This is a genomic window from Paenibacillus sp. S29 (assembly GCF_049319765.1).
Taxonomy (GTDB): Bacteria; Bacillota; Bacilli; order Paenibacillales; family Paenibacillaceae; genus Paenibacillus; species Paenibacillus polymyxa_B.
In genome coordinates this window covers 1-20,924 of the sequence record NZ_JBMOUI010000019.1, presented here as the reverse complement: position 1 = coordinate 20,924, position 20,924 = coordinate 1, and the positions used below count along the sequence as shown (strand labels likewise).

26 protein-coding genes and 2 pseudogenes are annotated in these 20,924 nt (G+C 41.0%); 14 read left to right on the top strand and 14 right to left on the bottom strand.

Translation table 11 applies throughout. The features are described from left to right. Positions 1–302: 302 nt before the first annotated feature. Both ACL9RM_RS23560 and ACL9RM_RS23555 read right to left on the bottom strand, forming a co-directional pair. The gene (locus tag ACL9RM_RS23560; RefSeq protein WP_250261422.1) at positions 303–554 is read right to left on the bottom strand and encodes a hypothetical protein; all 252 of its coding nucleotides are present in this window, start codon (positions 552–554) and stop codon (positions 303–305) included. A 5-nt stretch (positions 555–559) separates the two neighbouring features. Beyond that, on the bottom strand, positions 560–1,762 hold the full coding sequence (locus ACL9RM_RS23555; RefSeq protein WP_250261423.1) for a WXG100 family type VII secretion target: 1,203 nt from the start codon (positions 1,760–1,762) through the stop codon (positions 560–562). Positions 1,763–2,015: 253 nt separating this feature from the next. Between ACL9RM_RS23555 and ACL9RM_RS23550 the strand changes: the two genes are divergently transcribed. Further along, positions 2,016–2,348, top strand: coding sequence for a hypothetical protein (locus ACL9RM_RS23550; RefSeq protein ID WP_250261424.1), 333 nt, complete (start codon positions 2,016–2,018; stop codon positions 2,346–2,348). A gap of 535 nt (positions 2,349–2,883) precedes the next feature. On the opposite strand, the gene ACL9RM_RS23545 is transcribed toward ACL9RM_RS23550, so the two are convergent. After that, positions 2,884–3,459 carry a hypothetical protein gene (locus ACL9RM_RS23545; protein WP_250261425.1) on the bottom strand — a complete coding sequence of 192 codons (576 nt, stop codon included), beginning with the start codon at positions 3,457–3,459 and terminating at the stop codon, positions 2,884–2,886. 546 nt (positions 3,460–4,005) lie between these two features. On the opposite strand from ACL9RM_RS23545, the gene ACL9RM_RS23540 reads away from it, so the two are divergent. Next, positions 4,006–4,224 (top strand): helix-turn-helix domain-containing protein, encoded by a 219-nt coding sequence (locus tag ACL9RM_RS23540; protein WP_044645949.1) that lies wholly within the window; start codon positions 4,006–4,008, stop codon positions 4,222–4,224. A gap of 91 nt (positions 4,225–4,315) precedes the next feature. Here the strand turns inward: ACL9RM_RS23540 and ACL9RM_RS23535 are convergent, their stop codons facing one another. Further along, the gene (locus ACL9RM_RS23535) at positions 4,316–4,594 is read right to left on the bottom strand and encodes a DUF6809 family protein (RefSeq protein WP_250261426.1); all 279 of its coding nucleotides are present in this window, start codon (positions 4,592–4,594) and stop codon (positions 4,316–4,318) included. A gap of 111 nt (positions 4,595–4,705) precedes the next feature. On the opposite strand from ACL9RM_RS23535, the gene ACL9RM_RS23530 reads away from it, so the two are divergent. Both ACL9RM_RS23530 and ACL9RM_RS23525 read left to right on the top strand, forming a co-directional pair. Continuing rightward, positions 4,706–4,927, top strand: a complete 222-nt coding sequence (locus ACL9RM_RS23530) for a helix-turn-helix domain-containing protein (RefSeq protein WP_323873153.1) — start codon at positions 4,706–4,708, stop codon at positions 4,925–4,927. 260 nt (positions 4,928–5,187) lie between these two features. Further along, the gene (locus ACL9RM_RS23525; protein WP_254351657.1) at positions 5,188–5,355 is read left to right on the top strand and encodes a hypothetical protein; all 168 of its coding nucleotides are present in this window, start codon (positions 5,188–5,190) and stop codon (positions 5,353–5,355) included. 52 nt (positions 5,356–5,407) lie between these two features. On the opposite strand, the gene ACL9RM_RS23520 is transcribed toward ACL9RM_RS23525, so the two are convergent. Next, positions 5,408–6,613, bottom strand: coding sequence for an MFS transporter (locus ACL9RM_RS23520; protein ID WP_250268246.1), 1,206 nt, complete (start codon positions 6,611–6,613; stop codon positions 5,408–5,410). Positions 6,614–6,801: 188 nt separating this feature from the next. On the opposite strand from ACL9RM_RS23520, the gene ACL9RM_RS23515 reads away from it, so the two are divergent. Beyond that, on the top strand, positions 6,802–7,404 hold the full coding sequence (locus tag ACL9RM_RS23515; RefSeq protein ID WP_414126580.1) for a TetR/AcrR family transcriptional regulator: 603 nt from the start codon (positions 6,802–6,804) through the stop codon (positions 7,402–7,404). Between the two features lie 138 nt (positions 7,405–7,542). Here ACL9RM_RS23515 and ACL9RM_RS23510 read toward each other — a convergent pair whose 3' ends face one another. Both ACL9RM_RS23510 and ACL9RM_RS23505 read right to left on the bottom strand, forming a co-directional pair. After that, positions 7,543–8,385 carry an alpha/beta fold hydrolase gene (locus ACL9RM_RS23510; protein WP_250268245.1) on the bottom strand — a complete coding sequence of 281 codons (843 nt, stop codon included), beginning with the start codon at positions 8,383–8,385 and terminating at the stop codon, positions 7,543–7,545. A 106-nt stretch (positions 8,386–8,491) separates the two neighbouring features. Then, positions 8,492–8,589 (bottom strand): annotated as a pseudogene (locus ACL9RM_RS23505) (3-methyl-2-oxobutanoate hydroxymethyltransferase); the annotation flags it as partial. A 367-nt stretch (positions 8,590–8,956) separates the two neighbouring features. Here ACL9RM_RS23505 and ACL9RM_RS23500 point away from each other — a divergent pair. Genes ACL9RM_RS23500 through ACL9RM_RS23485 form a run of 4 tightly spaced genes read left to right on the top strand, consistent with a single transcriptional unit; the run spans position 8,957 to position 12,950 of the window. After that, positions 8,957–10,387 carry a spore germination protein gene (locus ACL9RM_RS23500; RefSeq protein WP_061830178.1) on the top strand — a complete coding sequence of 477 codons (1,431 nt, stop codon included), beginning with the start codon at positions 8,957–8,959 and terminating at the stop codon, positions 10,385–10,387. A gap of 14 nt (positions 10,388–10,401) precedes the next feature. Then, positions 10,402–11,610: a Ger(x)C family spore germination protein gene (locus ACL9RM_RS23495; RefSeq protein WP_414126579.1), complete on the top strand. Its 1,209-nt coding sequence runs from the start codon at positions 10,402–10,404 to the stop codon at positions 11,608–11,610. A 5-nt stretch (positions 11,611–11,615) separates the two neighbouring features. Beyond that, positions 11,616–11,843 carry a hypothetical protein gene (locus ACL9RM_RS23490; protein WP_061830176.1) on the top strand — a complete coding sequence of 76 codons (228 nt, stop codon included), beginning with the start codon at positions 11,616–11,618 and terminating at the stop codon, positions 11,841–11,843. Between the two features lie 12 nt (positions 11,844–11,855). After that, the gene (locus ACL9RM_RS23485; RefSeq protein ID WP_250268244.1) at positions 11,856–12,950 is read left to right on the top strand and encodes a GerAB/ArcD/ProY family transporter; all 1,095 of its coding nucleotides are present in this window, start codon (positions 11,856–11,858) and stop codon (positions 12,948–12,950) included. A gap of 54 nt (positions 12,951–13,004) precedes the next feature. On the opposite strand, the gene ACL9RM_RS23480 is transcribed toward ACL9RM_RS23485, so the two are convergent. Next, the gene (locus tag ACL9RM_RS23480) at positions 13,005–13,697 is read right to left on the bottom strand and encodes a pseudouridine synthase (protein ID WP_069291874.1); all 693 of its coding nucleotides are present in this window, start codon (positions 13,695–13,697) and stop codon (positions 13,005–13,007) included. A gap of 115 nt (positions 13,698–13,812) precedes the next feature. Then, positions 13,813–14,010 (bottom strand): DUF3934 family protein, encoded by a 198-nt coding sequence (locus tag ACL9RM_RS23475; RefSeq protein WP_013310240.1) that lies wholly within the window; start codon positions 14,008–14,010, stop codon positions 13,813–13,815. 179 nt (positions 14,011–14,189) lie between these two features. On the opposite strand from ACL9RM_RS23475, the gene ACL9RM_RS23470 reads away from it, so the two are divergent. Further along, entirely contained in the window at positions 14,190–14,618 is a 429-nt protein-coding gene (locus ACL9RM_RS23470; protein ID WP_250268243.1) for a VOC family protein, read from the top strand. A gap of 100 nt (positions 14,619–14,718) precedes the next feature. On the opposite strand, the gene ACL9RM_RS23465 is transcribed toward ACL9RM_RS23470, so the two are convergent. Beyond that, on the bottom strand, positions 14,719–15,090 hold the full coding sequence (locus tag ACL9RM_RS23465) for a winged helix-turn-helix transcriptional regulator (protein ID WP_165179698.1): 372 nt from the start codon (positions 15,088–15,090) through the stop codon (positions 14,719–14,721). A gap of 234 nt (positions 15,091–15,324) precedes the next feature. On the opposite strand from ACL9RM_RS23465, the gene ACL9RM_RS23460 reads away from it, so the two are divergent. Beyond that, positions 15,325–15,900 carry an NAD(P)H oxidoreductase gene (locus ACL9RM_RS23460; RefSeq protein WP_250268242.1) on the top strand — a complete coding sequence of 192 codons (576 nt, stop codon included), beginning with the start codon at positions 15,325–15,327 and terminating at the stop codon, positions 15,898–15,900. Between the two features lie 164 nt (positions 15,901–16,064). Here ACL9RM_RS23460 and ACL9RM_RS23455 read toward each other — a convergent pair whose 3' ends face one another. From ACL9RM_RS23455 to ACL9RM_RS23440, 4 genes are all read right to left on the bottom strand, one after another. Next, on the bottom strand, positions 16,065–17,072 hold the full coding sequence (locus ACL9RM_RS23455) for a FecCD family ABC transporter permease (protein WP_061830170.1): 1,008 nt from the start codon (positions 17,070–17,072) through the stop codon (positions 16,065–16,067). Then, complete coding sequence (locus ACL9RM_RS23450) at positions 17,069–18,094, bottom strand: FecCD family ABC transporter permease (RefSeq protein ID WP_235306290.1); 1,026 nt, start codon at positions 18,092–18,094, stop codon at positions 17,069–17,071. Before ACL9RM_RS23450 ends, ACL9RM_RS23455 begins: the two co-directional genes overlap by 4 nt. 33 nt (positions 18,095–18,127) lie before the next feature. Further along, positions 18,128–19,111, bottom strand: a complete 984-nt coding sequence (locus ACL9RM_RS23445; RefSeq protein WP_250268241.1) for an ABC transporter substrate-binding protein — start codon at positions 19,109–19,111, stop codon at positions 18,128–18,130. A 133-nt stretch (positions 19,112–19,244) separates the two neighbouring features. Beyond that, positions 19,245–19,694 carry an Imm63 family immunity protein gene (locus tag ACL9RM_RS23440; protein ID WP_250268240.1) on the bottom strand — a complete coding sequence of 150 codons (450 nt, stop codon included), beginning with the start codon at positions 19,692–19,694 and terminating at the stop codon, positions 19,245–19,247. A 179-nt stretch (positions 19,695–19,873) separates the two neighbouring features. On the opposite strand from ACL9RM_RS23440, the gene ACL9RM_RS23435 reads away from it, so the two are divergent. From ACL9RM_RS23435 to ACL9RM_RS23425, 3 genes and pseudogenes are all read left to right on the top strand, one after another. Next, positions 19,874–20,302 carry a hypothetical protein gene (locus tag ACL9RM_RS23435; protein ID WP_250268239.1) on the top strand — a complete coding sequence of 143 codons (429 nt, stop codon included), beginning with the start codon at positions 19,874–19,876 and terminating at the stop codon, positions 20,300–20,302. A gap of 105 nt (positions 20,303–20,407) precedes the next feature. Further along, positions 20,408–20,722: a transposase gene (locus ACL9RM_RS23430; protein WP_250266692.1), complete on the top strand. Its 315-nt coding sequence runs from the start codon at positions 20,408–20,410 to the stop codon at positions 20,720–20,722. Next, positions 20,677–20,924, top strand: a pseudogene (locus tag ACL9RM_RS23425) (IS3 family transposase); the annotation flags it as partial. The gene ACL9RM_RS23430 and the pseudogene ACL9RM_RS23425, both read left to right, overlap by 46 nt.

Here is a 20,924-nt window from a genome sequence, read left to right as displayed (position 1 = left end):
TAAAATAAATCTTCCATTCTCAAAAATCCTCTTTACGTACTCCCCTTAATATTATTGATTGTTAACATAATCTGAATTAGATGTAATCCCCTTAACTAGAATTAATTTACAATATCTTCGATTTCACTAGCAAACTTTCTCATCTATAAAGAAAGCCTTCTGTCTACACGTATTTCCCAAGCCTCGTACTGCACCTCTTGTAATAAAAAAAGTAACTCCTAATGTGAGAGCTACTTTAAAAAACTAAAATGGCATCGCCATTTATTTCTACGATTCTTGTAAAGATAGTTTATATATTTCACTTACGATTCAATAGTAGTTTTTTCTACGAAGTTTCCATTCTCTTTAATAATCATTCTTGCCAACCTTCGTCCCGCTCTCTTAAAGAAAAATTCGTCAGCATAATTCTCTGAAACTATCGGTGAAATTTGATTTATAACCTCATTTTTTTTGTCATATTCTATTTTCCCCATTACATCTTCACTCGGTCCATAACTATATACAACTCTTTCCTCATCTTCGTAATCTTTTAACATGATTATATATACGGCCATTATTCTCACTCCTCATAAATCTTTTCCCAATTCCATGGTCTTCCAGATTCTATAGTTTTATCATGTGCTGTTCTGTAATTCGTATGGAATATGCCTTCAAATCTCGATTCAAAAAGCTCATGATGTAGTAATTGTACATCAGAATCCACATACTTCCCATCCATTAATCTCTCCCACGCTTGTGATAACTCAAAGTCTGGGTCAAATCTCCCGATTCCATGATCTTTAATGTGGGTATCGTTAAAAACATGGTCTTTGATTCTTTGAATTCTATTTTCTGAAAAACCAGTATTTTTAGAAATGGCTTCCACGTCTTGATTTCCTAAATTCCTAAATTTTTCATACAACTCTTCTGCAATAGCTTCTTCTCTAAAAAATTGCTCTGGAGAAATATTACGAGCACCAGTTTCAGCATAATTAAAATCGTCTGATTTTATATTAGAAAAGCGCTGTTCGCTTTCTTTTAAAATATTGGCTTTACTCTGAGTCGATTCAAACTTTACAGACCCCTCCAAAATATTTTTGGGCTTAATCAGCGCTTTAGTTGTCGTAGAACCTATCATCAAACCAGCTGTACCAATCAAATTTGCCATATGTTCTTTTGACCATGCATTTGTGGGATTAAATGCTCCCTGAATCATGCCCGATACTCCAAATGTACCGAAATTGAGCATGTCATTCCATGAATCGTTTTGTTTAGCTGCCCGTTCCATGTACCCTTGATACATTCCCTTCGGAATGCCGTACGACATATAATCTAGGAAGCTCCAGACTGAATCAAATTTTTTCTCATATCGTTCTGAATTAGCTGCTACAAAATCCTGACCAAGCTCCGTTAAGCTATCCGCCGATTTCTGGAGCGCATTTCGTGTATCTGCAACAGGAACTGCGCAAGTATTCGGTGGAGGCGGCAAGCAACCTGGGTCTAGATTCCCGTCCTCCACCATATCTGCTAATCTAAACTTATTTGCATGCTGCCGTAGTTCTCTAGCAATCGAATCTGTTAGTGTAACAAAGTCAGCCATATTCTTCTGAGATGTTTGGAATCTATAATAGAATTGCTCCTTTGTTATCCCCTCCCAAAATCGTTCCATAAACGAAATTTGCTGCGATAACTGACTATTCATTTGCATCGCCGTTTGCTGCGCAAGCTCAAATTTCTTAGAGACAGTTATAAGTTGTTCAGGTGTCACTTTAATTGTTGTCATAATTTACCTCGGTTGAGTTCATTAAGACATAATAACATTATTCAAATTTATGGAAAACCATCTTTATTACTAATTGTTATATGAATTAGAAGACTTAATCCCTACGACCTCTGACTTATATTTATAAATACAGCTCCCCCTTCATTATAAATAAGTACCTTTTTAATGCCTCGTCATCAGCAAATATTCGTAAAAATATATCTTTTTTTAGTCAATTCACAATCAAGGTAATCTCCCTAAGGAGCAGCACGCTATGACTAAGGGTTATCGAAAATTATTGTTGGAATATGGTTACCCGGAGGACTTAGTCGACGGATGGACTTTGGAAGACTGCAAGCTGAATGGCAGGAGTTTTTACAAATTAACGTTCAATATTCTGCCAGTCGACGAAAAATCAACCAGCCTTGCGGTGGAGGAATATTTGGAAACAGTTCGGCAGAATCGTCAGATTGGCTTTGTACGTCGGGAAGCTGCAATTACTCAGGCATATTCATATAGAGAGCATCAATCGACAAATGAAATATCCAAGCAGACGGAGAACATCGCCACATACAACGTGGACAGGGAGGCAAAGCTTCAAGGCTAAAGTTCGGCTGCTGGAGCTTGCAATGAGCAAATTGTCCCGTATACAACGAGAGGTTATCCAGCGCAGTTATTTGGATGATTAGGGAGATGATTACATTAGTTGCGGGGAAATGGGGATTAGCGAGAGCACGTTTAGGAGGATCAAGATCGAGGTATTGAGTATTTTAGCTACTGCATTGAGACTGGAAATGAGTAAAGAACAAACAAACTATGGAAGTGAAGTTGTTTGCTAAGCCAGGAGAAGCAGCGGTTATATCAACACGTACGACGAATAACTAAAAAGGGTGGAATTGATAAACTATATCAATTCCACCCTTTTTCTGTGTGACGAGTTCAGTCTCTTTTCTTGGTACCGCTTTTTACTGTGAAAAACAACAATGATAAGAAGAATAGAGCCTGTGAAGTTTTAACCATCAACCGGATTCCTTCACCTGAATCTTTTATATCAAACAGAATATCAGCTATGGATACCAAACCTGTAGTAATAAGTATAATCAATGCGAGTATGTACACGTTAGTCCCCCTTTTGTTCGGTTTTACAGCAGGAAGAAGACAATAGCTCTGGATGCGGGTTCGGCCAACCATGCAGGTAATCCAACATATTTTAAAGCGTAAGCAAGACCGTCCTCTGCTGTGCCTGTGAAATCTACCATGATATCCAAAGCTTGCATTATTACTTGATAACCAAGATAATATTTCAAAGTTTCTTTTGCACCGTCGGTCAAAAGTGGTATCTTATCTACATAAATTTTTATCTGTTCATTCCAAGCACATGATCCAATATTTTTTAGTTTAGAAATTAATTCTAACGCTACTTCTTTTGCGAACTTTGATCTCCAGCCTTGTGTACTTACTTCCCCAGATGGACGTTGAGTATCGACCATTCCAAGATTAGTGCCTACAGTTTTGAAAAGGTCATCATAATCAACTTGTCTTAATTCTTGTTCTACTCTTTCATCAACAATTCCATTTTCCAAGTCTATCTTAGTCTCTGAAGTTATAGAAGATTCTACGTTGTTTGCAGCTTGAGCATTAGCGAAAGCAGGAAGTGTAAACGATGATAACATAAGAGCTGATAATGACGTGATACCCAATTGCTTAAACTTTTGCATAAAATCAATGCTATCTTCATATATTTGGTATTTCTATCAATATACTAACATGAATTATATATACTTGTAAAATAGAGGGATATAGTAGATGATTTTTCCTGTAATAATATCTATTCATAGGATTTGGATAATAAATGGTTATTATAACCTGTGAAAAGAGACTGTTTATTGAATAATTTTTGACCGAATAATGGCCTTCGTTAGACTTTCAGCGTGATATATTTGTATCATGGAAAATCAAATAAGGAACACACCACAGCTTTCGAGCCTCGGTGAACCAGGTCGGCCAATGTGCCGGCCTTTTGATTTTTCAACAAACCATATTAGGGAACATAAATCATGTCTACAGAAGCAAGCGCAGTAAGAAACGGTGGTAAATATATTGAGTCTCAAAATCATATACTTCAAACAATAAATGGATGCGCATACGTCTGTTCCCTTCTTGCTCTAAACCTAAATGAAATCCTCCGACTAAGTAGCGAAATAATCGCTAATAATTAATAGCGATTATTTCGCTGAGATATTCTTGGTATGGAGGTGAGTAAGATGTACCAAAGAATCCGAGATTTGCGTGAAGATAGAGATTTGACTCAAACCCAAATGGCTGAATATTTGAATTGCAGTCAGCGAATATATAGCAATTACGAACGCGGTGACGTTGACATTCCCACGAGGATTCTAATTAAACTAGCTGATTTCCATAACACAAGTACAGACTACTTGTTAAACAGAACGAAACAAAAAAAACCTTATCCGGCAGGCTAGCTACTTTTAGAAAATAAAAAAGGTAACTCCATGAAGAAGGAGCTACCTTTCAAATTTTTTTATAATCGCCCTCTTCAATCTTCTGAACTACCTATTTTAACCCTTCTTTCCCGTCAAATACTTCAATCATTATTAGTGCCCCCATTTTATAACCCTCAATATAAGCCGAAGCGGACAATAAGGAAATTAAAACATCTTGTAAATCCGAAAGTTCTTCAATTAATTTGTAATCCTGCTCTGGCAATTTTATTTTGAGGGCTCCCTCAACATCGGCTATTCTCTGAGAGACCAGTTCAAACTCAGTGTCTTTCGATTTGATTCGTTCACTTGGGTTACATTTTCCGTAATAAAAGTTCTCCAAGATACTCATGATCTACTCCTTCTTGATATGTATTATTAACCCTCTGACTAATTTTAGCGAATTATTCGCTAAAAATCAATAGCGATTATTTCGCTAAGATATTCTTAGTTCGAGGTGAATATGATGTATCAACGGATTCGAGATTTACGTGAAGATAAAGATTTGACTCAAACTCAAATGGCGGATTATCTGAATTGTAGCCAGCGGATATACAGCAATTATGAACGTGGGGAAATAGACATTCCAACGGAGATTTTAATTAGACTAGCTAATTTCCACCATACAAGCACAGACTATTTACTAAATAGAACGAAACAAATAAAGCCCTACCCGGCGGGATAACATTTCTAAGAAATAAATATTAGGCTTAATCTAATTGTGCATTATTTCAATAAATGTTTTTCAACCAACGTAAAATTCTCTCTTATTGTAGATTTCCCATCCTCCGTAATCAGTTTTACACCAAGAGTATGGGTCATTTTATTGGCTTTACGAAGGAACGAGGAGGGACCATCATAGTATAGTCTATGTACATACCCAACTTCCCTTAGGCGACAAGCCGTTCGCAGACACAGAGCATCATTTGCTCCTAGTTCTGGAGGATGGTAAAGTCGAACTTACAGGCTGCCAGTCTGGTGCGGAATGCACTTAATTTTTATAGTAAAATCGAATTCAAACACAAGGAGCATTGCCCTGTCGACAACATCGGCTTGGACAATGCTCTTTATTTTATAGCAACTGCCCAGGGGACAGCATCTTCTACTCATTAACGTTAGAAGTCATAACAAGCGAATTTTTTAAAAAAGCCTCACTAATTACAGATTACTGTGGAGGGAACGAATACTTTTTGCCACCCCAAGCCACGAGAAGCGCAAGGAATAAGAGCGTGAATAATGCCCATGAAAATGATCCCGCACCAAAAGTTTCAAACAAAATACCCCCAGCCATCCCGCCGCCAGCGATAGCCAGATTCCATACGGTCGTGTTAATCGGCATCACCATATCCACTTTGCTCTCCCCTGCAGCCTGAGCAAGCGCCGTTTGCAATAGCGTTGCTGCGCCGCCGAAAGTTAAACCCCATACCGTAACAATGATATAGATGATAAGGACATTGGAGTTGCTAAAGCTCATGGCAATAGAAATTAAGACGAAGGAAATAAGACTAATAAGGACAAGCTTACGCAGCCAACGGTCGATGAATACGCCAGTTATCCATATACCTACGAGAGCAGCAATGCCAAAGAAAGCCAGCGCCAGACCCACTCTCTCCCCCATCCCATTGGCCGCAAGAAATGGAGCAATATAAGTGTAAAGAATATTATGTGCTGTCATCCAGGTCAGTACAACCAATAGTATGGGCCGAATCCCCGGTGTAAGGAAGGCTGCATAGATCGAAGCTTGCTTATCGGAGGACTGTCCCGGATAGTCCGGCACCTTCCAAAGCACCCACGCGATCAGTATAACAGTCAGTAGCGACATGATTCCAAAAACAGAACGCCAACCCATAAGGTTCCCCAGAAACGTTCCCGCCGGGACACCAATAGCCAAGGCGATGGGCGTTCCAACCATGGCAACCGCCATACCCCTCCCCTTCAATGTAGCAGAGACCATACGGAGAGCGTAACCACCGATCATCCCCCATAGAACTCCAGCCGAAACTCCTGCCAGCAGACGGGCAGCCAGCGTCAGTATGTAGCTGGAGGAAATTGCGGTGATACTGTTAAAAACCAGGAACCCGCAGATAGCCAGAAGTAACAGCGGACGCCTCCGCCATTGGCGGGTAACTATAGCTACAGGGATGGCAGCCACTAAAGAACCGATGGCATAGACAGTGACCAGTTGACCAGCCATTGCCTCTGAAATATAAAGTCCCTTGCTTATTTGCGGAAGCAAACCAGCCGGAATCGTTTCCGTCATAATACAGATGAATCCTGTCATAGCCAAAGCGAGCAGGCCAAGCCAGGGAAAGCGCTCAGAGGAGACGGAAGAAGCAATCTTTACAGTAGTAGAAGAGTTATTGCTGGACATTAGCGCAGCTCCTTAAAATCGATTTCAAAACAAGTTCAAGCGAAAAATCAAGCACATATACCAATGATTTGCCCTCCTTTTATTTCATTTATGGATCAATCATTCCATATTTTAAAGATGCCTCTCAGTCTTGTCAATTACTTTTGGATCGATTAGTATATAAGTACAAGATAAAAGGAGGCGACTCCATGGTTAGAACCGGAAGACCACGTAAATTCAGTCGCGACGAAGCGATCTCCCAAGCTATGATGTTGTTTTGGGAGCATGGATTTGAATCAACCTCTTTGGCTCAGCTCAAAAAGGCGATGGGCGGCATCTCCTCAGCCAGCTTTTATGCAGCTTTTGAATCAAAAGACGCATTATTCAAAGAAGCGCTGGACCAGTATTTGGCTACATACGGACAAGTATCGACAAGCCTTACAAACTATTCACTTTCATCACGCACAGCTATTGAATTAGCCTTAAGAAGTTCAGCAATCATGCAGACTGAGCAGACCCATCCCTTGGGTTGTTTAGTCATATTCTCTGCAAATACTTGTTCGCCGGAAAACACTCATATTCGAGAACTATTGACCATGCAAAGAGCAGTGACTAGGAACAAGTTCCATGCTCGTATTGAGCGAGCTACCAAGAACGGAGAACTTCAAGAATCCACAAATGTTAGCATGTTAACCACACTATTCGTTACCTTTCTAGAAGGTATATCTACGGAAGCCAGAGATGGTGTGCCCCTAGACAACATTGATGCAGCCATAACCAAATTGATGGAGCTTTGGGATACTTGTGCCTGAGACTGGCTCAGTTTTCATGAAATAAGGGCATACAAATAGAAAAGGCAATCCTCCTAAAAAAGGAGATTGCCTTTTATTCAGTAAGATTGCTTCTCTCAAAAACGGCTTTATTCAGCCTATCCTACACATCAGTTTGACTTAATTGGGTATCGAAGTGTGATTTGAAATAGAATCGATTATTAAATCCCAATCGTCGTAGTGAAGTTCATGTCCAGTACCTTCCAATGTCAGTAAAACCGCACCTGGAATTTCGTTAGCAAGATTGATTCCGTGTTCATAAGGGATAATCGGATCTTCAGTACCGTGTATAACCAGAGCAGGGACGGTTATTTCCCTTGTCCTAGCCAGATAGGATTCTCCACCTGACAGCATTGCGTGATTGTTCATGCTGGCTATATTGTTGCTTCTTTTCCATTCTTCTTTTGCTAATTTATAAACTTTTTTCTCATCGAAAGCGTGTTTTGAACCTACTAGAATTCTTGATCTACCTATCACAAAATCGACCACCGATTGTTCGTTCGTCCAATCTATTGCTCCCATATTCGAGAAATAGTCCATAACCTTTTCCTCCATCGGTGGAAGATCGGGAGCAAAATTGGACGTTGATACGAGGGTAACGGTTAGAACTCTGCCTGGATATCGCAGAGCTATCATTTGAGTCAGCATGCCGCCCATGGACATGCCCACAATATGCGCTTGCTCAATCTTATACGCATCCAATACTCGAATAGCATCATCTGCCATGTCTTCGAAAGTATAGTCCGGTTGCCCAGGTTCATAGGTTGTAGAACGTCCAACATCTCGGTTATCATAGCGAACGACAAAGCGACCTGTCTCTGCTAAACGCTGGCAGAATTCTTCCTCCCACCAGACCAGTGAGGATTGAGCCCCCATAATCAGTAATATTGCCGGGTTAACTTGCTTTCCAAAACTGTCAGTACAAATTACTATTCCATCGCTTTTTATGAGTTGTTCGTTCATGTAGAATTCCTCCCCTCAATGATATATAAAACAAAAAAACACAGAATATTAGTCTATGTTTACAGTAATCGAAAAATAATTTAGAAATGAATGCGAATTATCTTCATCACTTACCTCCATAAAGTACTTTCAGTTCCTCTTCCTTCATCGTAAATGTATGTTTTTCTTCAGGAAACGTTTATTCTTCACATCAGCAGTATAAGCTTGAATGGACTCTAATATAAACGGATTCAATGCCCTCCTCCTCAATTTAAATGGGATATATATTCAAATGCTGTTGTTCCATATACACTTCTACTAGTCCTGACTAGGCCCAGCTATGGAATTTAGAGTTTTCCGTAGTCAAACGGATGTTTTAAGCACACAATTGGTTTCTTTCACGCTGTTTGCTATATCAAAATTTCCCTTATCCAAGAGTTTCTTGTTGTCCGCAGCTGTCTTTTAAAAATTACTTAGCCCGAATCCTCCACCATTAAGATGTCATTGACCTTACCGATAACAAACGCAATTATGGATTATTGTGGTATTATTTTGGATTATTGTTAATACTACGTATCTGAGGAGGGTGAAAATGAAGTTACATACCAAATTTTCAAGACAATTATGCCGGAATATCGATCTCATTTGTGACTTCATGGGAAACAGTTCGGATTTTATTGTTCGTGAAATCACAGCTGGCCATAAACACGCCGCACTTTTTTATTTGGACGGAATGACTGACATGCAAAAGGTACAGGACAATGTGATCCGTCCGTTGCATGATCGTGTCTCCTCTGACGAGATCACTTTACCGTTATTGAAAAACGCAATTTTGGACATTGGTGAAGCAAGCTTTGCTCAAAACTTTGAAGATGCTTTGGAACAGATCCTCTCAGGTGGTCTTCTCCTACTCCTGGACGATATGGATGAAGGATTGATCATTTCTTTGCCTGGATGGGAAGAACGCAGCATTACAGATTCGAAGACACAGCCTGTGGTCAGAGGTCCGCAAGAGTCGTTTACAGAAACTTTACGTACGAATACGACTATGGTTCGTCGAAGGGTGAAGGATACAAGAGTACGTCTAACTACCATAAAAGTTGGCGAAAAAACCAAGACCGATATATCGGTCATGTATTTGCATGGGGTCGCTGACCCAAAAAAGGTGCAGGACATGATATCCAAGTTAAAGAACATGCATGTAGAAGGTGTGCTTGAAAGCGAATATTTGGAAGAATGTCTCCAAGAAAATAAACAACTCACGATATTTCCGATCTTTTATAATTCTGATCGCCCAGACTCTATTGCAGCAGGAATTATGGAGGGGAAAATTGCGATATTTGTGGATGGATCTCCCTTCGCCATCCTTGCACCTGCGGTGTTTGTAGACTTTCTTCAATCCGCAGAAGATTATTATCAATCCTTTATTTACAGTAGTATCATTCGAATATTAAGGTACATATGCCTGGCAATCTGTATGTTGGCTCCGGCCATTTATGTCGCATTAACGACATTTCATCAGGATATGATTCCAACAGTTTTGTTATTAAGCTTATCCGCGCAACGTGAAGGAGTTCCGTTTCCAGCATTTATTGAGGCGATGATCATGGAAGTGGTTTTTGAAATTCTGAGGGAGGCAGGTCTTCGTATGCCACGGACGGTCGGTCAAGCCGTTTCTATTGTCGGGTCAATAGTGATCGGCCAGGCTGCTGTAGAAGCAAACATCGTTTCGGCTGTTATGGTCATTGTTGTTGCAATAACTGCCATTTCGAGCTTTGTCATTCCCTCGTACACCTTTGCCATTCCAATCCGGATATTACGTTTCGCTTTCATAGGCATAGCCGCTATGTTTGGTGTGTACGGATTGACTGTTGGTATTCTCATGCTCTTTGTGCATCTCAATGGGCTTCATTCATTCGGTGTACCGTATTTAAGTCCCTTTGCCAATTACAAATCGTCTGAGCAGAGGGACGCCATATTGCGTTTTCCATATAGAACTAACAAAAAACATCGCAAAAACTAAAGGAGTAGACCATCATGAACTCGTATCGATCCACCATTTTATTACTGATTATGTCCATCTGGCTAATGGTGTTTCTTACGGGTTGCTGGAACAGTAAGGAATTGAGCGCAATTTCCGTCGTGATGGCTCTGGGCATTGATGCAGTTGATGACCAATATGAAGTCAGTTTACAAGTGGTTGACCCAACGAAAATGTCTCAGAATTCCCCCATGGAACGGACGCCAACGATCGTTTTTTCCAAACGCGCCGATACCATATTTGAAGCTATTCGAAAATTAACAACGGAATCGTCCCGAAAAATGTATATGTCTCACTTAAAGTTTGTCATTTTTGATGAAAAAACGGCAAAAAAAGGAATCAAGGAGCCGCTGGACTTTCTGTTCCGTGATCATGAAGTTCGGCCTGATTTCTATTTGGCCGTTGTCAGAGGAAGCTCGGCAAAGGAGGCCGTTACTTTTGTAACTCCAACCGAGGTCTTGCCTGCAATGGATATGTATAAGGCATTAAGGCTTTCTGAAAAAGCATGGGCACCAACTTCCGCGGTCAATGTGAAAGATATTTTACAGAGTTTCACAGATGATGGCATTGAACCGGTTCTCACCGGTATTCGACTGACAAACCTAGAAAAAGGTCTAACTATTGATAATGTGACAAAGTCGCCCCAACATGTTAAATACTTTTTTACTGGAATTGGTGTTTTCAAGGGCGACCGACTTATCAATTGGATGGATGATTCACAAAGTAAAGCCTTTACCTATATATCCAATCGTGTTTCCAGCACCGTAGCTTCCATCGATTGTCCGAATTCCAAAGGAAAATTTGTTGTTGAAGTAATCCGTTCCAAAGTAAAGATGCGTCCAAAAATAATAGATCATGAGCCGCACATTTCTCTTATTGTGGATACAGAATCCAATATCGGAACGGTCTCGTGCAATGCCAACCTTAAGAATGAAGAGACATTTAGAGATCTTCAAGAATCAGCTAAAGAGCATCTGGAACAATCTTTGAAGGAGGGCATTTCGTACGCACAACAAATCGGTTCCGATATATTCGGGTTTGGAGAAGCTTTTCACCGCAAGTTCCCACGTGAATGGCATAAATGGAAAGAGGATTGGCCACAAAAATTTCAAACGCTTAAAGTGGATATTCAGCTCAATTATCGTTTAGTCCGGTTCGGGGACATTACCAGTCCAATCGATATGGGAATACACAATCAGGAGTGAATGCAATGCTTTATGTGATTCTCGTAACTTCCATTTTAACATCTTTGTATGAGTTTAAAAAATTCAAGGAGAAACAATATGTGCGTGAAATTGTATTTAGCTCGATATTGTTGATTATAGGCGTTATATTGATTATCCTACGGATCGCCAACATTAAACTGCCGACTCCACTGACGGGCATTCAAATCCTATTTCAACCAATAAGTCGGTTACTTACAGAAATGTTATCTTAAGGGGGTATTGGAATGAATTCCAATCTGACGGTTCGACAAGCTATTTTGTGGTTTGCATTGTATCAAATAGGAAGCGCATATCTGGTGCTCCCAGCGGTAATTACCGCTGTCGCTAAACAAGATGCCTGGCTCTCCATCCCAGTCTCCTTAGGTTTTCATCTGTTATTGATACCTTTATACGCCTCCATCTCTAGGCAAATGCAGGGGAAATCTTTCGTAGAGCATCTCCGTTGCCTCTTCGGTCCCTTGGGCGGGACGATCAGCATCGTTTTCATTTTTTTCTTTCCCTTTCTTGTGTTCATTATGACACTTCGAAATCTGGGCGACTTTATCACGATAGCTATTATGCCGGAAACTCCCTCCGACGCGATATATTTCATCATGCTTATAGTCATTTATTTTGCCGTTCGATCAGGCCCTGCTGTAATTGGCCGTTGTGCGGAAATCCTATTTTTTTTCCTTCTGGTTCTGTATCTTTTGGTCAGGTTTACCCTTCTTTCTGATACCACCATAGATAATGTGCTGCCTATTTTTGAGTATGGTTTGAACCCTATCGTTCTCGCTTCGTTCAATTTGTTTGCCTTTCCCTACCTTGAGGCAATTCTGTATCTTTTTTTTGCACAGTACATCCCCGATCCAAAAAAGTGGAGAAAGACAGTGATAACTTGTGCTTTGATTAGCGGCGGCATGTATTTTTTCATGGTTCTACAAATAATCGCCGTGATGAGTGAAGGTGTTGTATCTAATTTGACATTTCCTACTTTTTTTATTAACCGAACAATCAGTAACGGAGAGTTTCTTCAACGGTTTGAAATTTTCGTTGCAGTGTTCTGGTTTGTCACCATTTTTTTCCGACTCGCACTGCTTTTATATGTTTCAGCGCAAGGGCTTGCAGATGCTTTTCGTCTTCGAAGCGCTAACTCTCTCTTAGTTCCTCTGATCCTAATCGCATTGGCAATGGTTCATTCTATTTGGCCAAATATGCAATTTTTAATCAAGTTTTTTTCAGTATGGCCTTTTTACGCCATGATTTTCGGTATCGTGTTTCCTATTGTGCTATGGCTGGTGGGTAAGGTATCGTTGAATTTACGTAAAAATTATCACTAAAGTTGCGTTGGCTATATGAACATACTGTTCTCAAATAAACTTTTGTTGTACTCATTATTGCAATTTAGCAAGAAGCAACTCCAATTCCTCCCTTTCAAGATGTCTCCATTGTCCACGTTCCAGATGATCCAAGGTAATATTCATAATTCGAACACGTTCCAGCTTTAGCACCCTGTACCCCAAGGCCTTGCACATTCTGCGAATTTGCAAGTTCAGACCCTGCGTCAAAATAATGCGGAACTCGTATTCGCTCGTACGATCAACCTTGCACGGTTTGGTAATGACGTTCAATATTTCAACGCCACAAGACATGGCCTGCGTAAACTCGTTTGTAACAGGTTGGTCTACAGTCACTACATACTCCTTCTCATGACCATGTTCGGAACGCATCATTTGATTGACAATGCTTCCATCGTTGGTTAATAGAATGAGTCCCTCTGACGCTTTATCCAGCCTGCCGATGGCAAAAATCCGCGAAGGATAATTGACATAACTAATAATATTGCCAGCCACTTGCTCCGCTGCGGTACAAACAATGCCTATAGGCTTATTCAGAGCCAAATATACAGGTTCACTGGAATTAAGCGGAATAGCTTCTCCATCAATCAGCACGATATCCTGTGGCTCTACTTCTGCGCCCGCTTCACAAACATTTCCATTAATTGTAATTCGTCCTGCTGCAATCAGCCTGTTGGTTTCCCGACGTGAGCAAAATCCTGTCTCACTGATGTACTTGTTAATTCTCACAATTCACCTGCTTCTGATTATAATATGCGAGTTTAAGTAAAATAATTAAAAAAACACCTGATTGTTCTTGCTTAATCAGATGTTCGACGTGTACGACAACTTATACTTTCCCGGCTTATTTGCTACTGTTGCCGCCGCTTTTATTCCTTGTTGGTTTGGCAGTGCCGCCTTTTGTGCCACCTGCCGCTTTGCTTCCCGGTGCGCTTGTAGAAGCGCTTTTTGTCCTTACTGGCTTCGCAGTTTTGTTCCAGCGTGTCCAGCCCTTACTACCTGTACCTCTGCCGGTGCCGCCGCCCTTGCTTTTTCCACCCATATGATCACTCCATTACTAGTCGTTCAGATTTAACTAAGCTATCATACCATTACTTTGATCATAATGCCCATTTCTTTTAAAAATTGAACATGTTAAGCCGCAAATACTTTCGCAAAACGGATCTTGTTGTATTTTTGTTTGTTTGCAGGTAAATAATGATTCTTGAAGGAGTGAAACACATGTCTGTTGATGTTTATCTTAACTTTAATGGAAATTGTCGTGAAGCAGCGGAGTTTAACGCAGAGGCATTTGGGACTGAGAAACCTCAAATCATGACGTTCGGTGAAGCACCACCCAATCCCGATTATCCTCTCCCTGAAGAAGCCAAAAATTTGGTCATGCATACGCGGCTTCAAATTGATGGTAGTAATGTCATGTTCTCAGACGTTTTTCCTGGTATGCCTTTCGTAGCCGGAAACAACATCAGCCTCGCCATCGTCAATAAGGACGAAGAGAAAATTCGATCGTACTTTCATAAGTTAAAAGAAGGAGGAACCGTAAGCATGGAACTTCAAGAAACATTTTGGAGTAAATGTTACGGTAGCCTTAAAGATAAGTTCGGAATTGAATGGCAGTTAAGCTATGATAACGGAATGACCGACAGTTAGTCTGTTATATAACCTACGACAGTTAAGCCCTCATAAGCTATTCTGACTGAATGCTTTGTGAGGGCTTAATATCAGCTTAAAGTTACTCTATACAGCAGCCTTAGAATTCTTCCAAAACCTTGAATTTGTCTCCATGAATCTTATCCAGGTGATCCTCTCCCCAGTAGCATAAATGGTCTAGCGCGGGTTTTAATCCCCAGCCGTAGTCCGTTAACTCATACTCTACTTTAGGAGGGATTTCATTATAAACCTTTCGTGTAACGATCTCATCCTTTTCTAGGCTTCTGAGCTGAGTGGTCAGCATTTTTTGTGTAATGCCGGGTATTAACCGACGAAACTCAGACGTTCGTTTCCGTCCTGTCATCAGATGGTAGATAATCAAAGGCTTCCATTTCCCTCCCATCACCTCTAAAGCCGCTTCCACTCCAACTTGATACTTCTTTTGAACCCTATTTTTTGTCTGTTCAGTCATTTCTTAATCCTCCTTTAGAAGGCTTCGTTTGCTCAGAACAACCCATCACTTCAATTCATTACTCAGATCAGTTTCTAGGGAATCTACCTAGGGCACTTCCATGTTCCTATGGCACCTGTATCATCCTATAGAACTTAGAAGTGCGTACTTCCAGATTATTTTCCTACTGTATATAATAGCATCAAGCATTGAGCATTCCTAGAAGTAAGCTATTGAGAAAGGTAGTGAAGAAGCATGAAAGTATTAACCGTTGTTTCACACCCGAGAAAAGATTCCTTGACCTTTAAGGTTGCTGATCGTTTCGTACAGGGTCTTGCCGATGCAGGCCACGATTATGAGATATTGGATTTGCATGGGATTGGTTTTGATCCTATTTTAAAAGGAGTAGATGAACCGGATTTGACAGTTGCGGAACAGTCCTTTTCCCCTGAAGTAGAAATGGAAATAAGGCGGATGAAGGAGCATGATGCATTGGCATTTATTTTTCCACTTTGGTGGTGGAATTTGCCAGCTATGCTGAAGGGTTATATTGACCGTGTATGGAACAATGGGTTTGCGTACGGTTCGAATCACCTGCATCATCAGCATATCTTGTGGCTTGGCTTGGCCGGCGTTTCGAAGGAACAGATGAAAAAGCGTAAGTATGATGAAATGATTACTCATTTGCTGAATGTGGGAATTGCAGATTATTGCGGGGTTTCCAATTCCAAGGTTGAATTCTTATATGAGACCCTGAGTTCAAATTCCGGTCATTTTGAAATGCTGCTGGACCAAGCTTATCACTTGGGTTTGAATTATGCCAAGGATTAGGCTTTATTTACAATCCCCACCCTTCAACACGAAGGCCGGAAATCCTAACAGAATGTGAGAAAGAATTGTTTTTCCACAAGGAGACCTAAGTAGTAACAAAAAAAGATACTAACCTAGCCATTTTTTCCATGGACATGGTTAGCGTCTTTTTACTTAGCGTACATTTAACTGGCTTTCGACAGTAAGTAAAGGAAATAAGGGGTGACCAGTATGGTGATAATAATTCCGGTTGGAATATCTGCCCCAAAACTAATCGTTCGAGTAAGTGTGTCAGCAATCAAAATGACGAGTGCACCAACGAATGCCGTCGTAGGTAGCAATAGCTTATGATTGGGCCCTACTAGCTTGCGCGCTAGATGGGGGCTGACCATGCCTACAAAAAAGAAATTTCCGCCAAGTGCCACGCTACCAGAAGCAAGCGCAACGGCAGCAATCGTCAAGCCGATAAACTCCCTTTTAATTGCTACGCCGAGGCCCGATGCTGTCTGATTCCCCAAGTTCAACGTATTGAGTGTGTTAGACCTGTAAAAAACGTAAATACAGATGATAAGCACCCACGGGAGCAGCACCATAATATAGCTCCAGTCGTCCCCCCACAGGTCTCCAGCCTGCCATCTCAAAGCAAAGTCATACTGTTGCTTGTCTAGCCGGAGTGTCAACATCAGAGATAATGCGCTGTAGCCACTGCCCATAGCGACACCAGTTAAAATTAAGCCTGTAGGCGAGATGTCTCTTCCCCGCCTGAAAGCAAACATAAAAATCAAAAATGCTGCCGTAAGGCCGCCTGCAAAAGCCAGCCCAGGAAGAAGAATAGGCGATAGCAATCCTTCACTAGCGAACAACGTAATATACATAAGTACAAATAACCCTGAGCCTGAGCTGATGCCGAGTGTTCCCGGACTGGCCATGTCGTTTTTGAGCAAGCTTTGCATAATACAGCCTGATATCCCCATGCCAATACCTACCAATATAGAAAGCACAATACGTGGCAGTCGAAAGTCAAACACGATCAGGTTCTGTTTGCTCGTTCCTTCGCCAATGATGACCTTGAAAACTTCGAGTGGAGTTAGGTTCATTTTCCCAACATTCATACTAAGTACAGCCACTAGCAGCGTCAGCACTACTAACAGTAAAATAATGCTAATCCCCCTGGTATTACGGGACAGTTTCAACTAAACTCCCTCCTCTGCTTGCGCACAAGGTAGAGAAAATAGGGTACGCCCACCAAGGCAAAAATAATGCCAAGGGGTGTTTCGTGAGGACGATTGATCAGACGTCCGAGTAAATCCGCCGCCAGCAGAAAGACTGCTCCATACAAAGCTGAGGCCGGGATAATATACCGATAATCCGTTCCGACCAGATGGCGCATAATGTGTGGCACGATCAAACCAACGAAGCCAACAGGGCCGACCACAATAACCGATAACCCCGTTAGAATTAATACAATTAAGGTTGAAAACAACTTAATCCTGTTTGCACGAATACCCAAGCCTGATGCCACATCCTCCCCGAAGCTCAAAATCGTAATCGAGGGAGAAAGCACGATGGCACAGATCAAACCCACTACAAACAGTGGCGCAATGAAAGCTAATTCACCCCACTTGGCACTGGCTGTACCACCAGCAGACCAGTAATCAAGGGCTTGGCCAATCTCATACTTAATAGCGATAAACGTACTAAACGCACCAAAAAGCATGGAGATGGACATTCCTGCCAGCACCAGTCGCTGAGGCGTCATTCCTCGCTTGCCTATAGATGCGATGTAATACGTAATGCCTGTAGTGATTGCTGCACCTAGACAAGAATACAGCATGGTTTCTCCGTAGGTGCGACCAGGCAAAAAGGCCATACATAACGCAATAGCAAATGTCGAGCCAGAACTTATGCCAATGAGTCCCGAATCAGCTAGTGGATTACGAGTGGTTCCCTGCATAATTGCCCCACACACAGCCAAGCTGCACCCTACAATGATATCTGCCACGGTTCGTGGAAAACGCAAGGTGTGAATAATCTGATGTTCTGTAATGTTGGGATCAAACTGAAATATAGCACCCCATGCCAGCTTCAGGCTCATTTCCGCAGCACCAAAGGTAATAGATGCTGCGGTAACCAGCAGGAGCAGGAACACGCCCACGATCATGTAGCTTACAAAATGAAATATTCCTTTTTTATTTGGTTCTTTGTGAGTAGACATCGATTACACCCTTAGTTGGTCAATTATGCATCGTTACTTAGTCTGTTCCAGCAATTTGCTAATAATATAATCTAGCTGTCCCGTCATACTAGCAACGTCCGAATAATAGAACAGTCCTGCATATTTCGCTGGAATTTCGATGATATGTCCGTTTTTAACGGCTGGAATACTGCTCCAGATTTTTGTCTTCGCATATTCAGATTCCTTGCCTTCCTGCTTAAACCAAAGGACATAATCTCCAAAGTATTCAGCAGCTACCTCGTAGGATAAAGAACCCCGACTCTCTCCGGAATTTTTAACCAATGTGTTGAGCTTTTCCGGTTTGTGAAGTCCCAGATAATTGTAAAGCAACGTTCCTCCACGTGAGCCTGTTTCATAATATATTCCGTAAGAGCCACTGCCCCAATCCTCGAAAATGCTAAACGTTTTGTCCTTGAATATGTCGGAATTTAGTTTTTCTTTGGCCTGACTCAGCTTGCTTTCAAACAGTGAAATCACTTTGTCTGCTTCTGCTTCATGTCCTGTGGCCTGACCAAGGAATTTCAAACGTTCTATAGAGGTCATTTTATCCTCAGGTATTACAAGAACAGGCGCAATTTTAGACAACTTATCATAATCCTTTGTATCATATGTAATGATGAGATCAGGATCATACTTCATAATTTCCTCAGTTTCCCACTTTTCAATATTGGGAATGTCGTTAAACTTATCGTAAAAAGGCATCGTTTCTTGTTTCCACCCCATGACTGCGGCTGGCTTAATCCCTAGTGTAAATACATCGCCAACATACCAGTTCACGACTACCCGTTGAGGATTAGCGGGCACCTTCACGTCTCCTTTTACCGTAGAGACTGTACGCGTATCAGAATCACTGCTTGCCTCTTCCTTCACGGACGACGCGGGTTTAGCAGATGAATCAGAGGAACTGCCAGCATTCCCGCAACCTGAAATAACGAAAATCACTACGAATAGTGCACATAAAATCATGTGAAACTTCTTATTCATCATACGATGCATGTTGTAAATCTCCTTTGAAATATAGTAAGTGCAAAACATACTTAAAATTAGTGATATTGATAATCATTATCACTAATATCAAATTGTAAATTTTACCTCACTGATTGTCAACTGTTTCTTTAAGTTTTATGTTTTACTTTAATGAGTTCTCCAGCTCCCCTCTTCTATTTGCTTCATGCCATTCCTGATAGATTCCTCCAATTTCATAAAAGGCTTTGTTCATTACAGTTGTCAGCTCCTTCATGATCTCCTTGGTATATTTTAAATGAGTATTTATGTTATCCACTTTATATTTGCGAAGCAGATTTAGATGAGCAATGATGTGAATCGTATCTTCGATAATCCAATAAATCACATCCTCTACATCTTTCGTAAGCTTGTTTAGCATCTGTATGCCTCTTTCATACATCTGGAGCGTATAACCCCGCTTGCCTACTTGCACATACGGACTAAGATCATCATAAAAATCCGTACGGAAAGGTCGTCTTACATACTGCTCATACTGCTCTTCATATATTGAAGTTTGTTCAAGCAGCTTAATAGTCATATCTATGATTTCTTGTTCACTGTATATTTTTTTCATCAAATTTTCCCTTCCCTTTCTCTACTAAATAAATTCAAGTCATAGTTAAATTAGATCACAAGTGATGCAATAAGAAGTCAAACTCTTTTTTTACCAACCATTAACAATTTTTTTTGATGCAAACGATAATTAGAATAGAGGGATTTCCCTCAATATATCCAACTGAAGGAGACAGGCGAATGAATAGAGTATGGACGAAAGCATCGGCTATTCTATTGGTAGTAATATCCCTGATGTTCAATGGAACGTACGCGCTCGCAGCTTCAACAACATCAACGTATATCGTTACGTTTCAACAAGCAACCTTGATATCCAACGATCACGTAGGCAACGAATGGGCCATTGCTGCCCAGGTGGCGGGCCAATCCATTAGTGAAGGCAACAGCGTAAAGGTAAAGGTCAAATCAGGGGGCAGCATTAAGCTGTATGCGTATGCCGAGGAACAAGACAAAATTCCTGATGAAGGTGAAGCCACCAAGAATGTAAAGGTCTCCTCTGTTTCTGCCAAAGGTTCTACCGTTAAGCTAAAAGTGACGGTTACTGAAAACCGTGGACGTTACTCAGGTCATCAAGCCGTTTGGGAATTTACGTATAAGATTAAGAAATAATAATAGAAAAAATAGACCGTCACTCCCAGTGAAGTGCACCCCTTAGAATAGACATTGGAATAAACCCCTGGTTTATCCGATGAATTTCTAGGGGGTGCATTTTTTATGCCAGCGAAAAAAGGACAGAAGTTTAAAGAATATACGTTTGAAACTAAAGTAGAGGCCATACGGCTTCATATCGAAGAAGGTTGGACATATCGTAAACTCATGGAGAAGTTCGGGATTGCAGATCGACATCGGTTGAAAGAATGGATGCGGAAGTACAAGGAACTCGGTGAATTCGGACTTATGGACCAACGAGGACGGCGTAAGGAGTATATCGACCAGGATAGGTATGTACAGAAGCTGAGACGGGAAAATGACATGCTAAAAAAGTGTTTGGAAATCTGGATACAGGAGATGAAGCACACAAATATATAACCATTGAGAAAGCTGCGAAAGACTATCCTATTAGCAAACTGTGTACGCTTTTCAAAGTCTCCAGAAGTGGATATTACGCCTTCTTAAAACGGAGAGAAACAGATCGAGATCGGGACGCGAAAGCACTTGTGAAGAAAGTGTATGAGCAGTATAACGGAGTCTACGGCTATCGCCAAATTCAACTATTTTTGCAGCACGATCA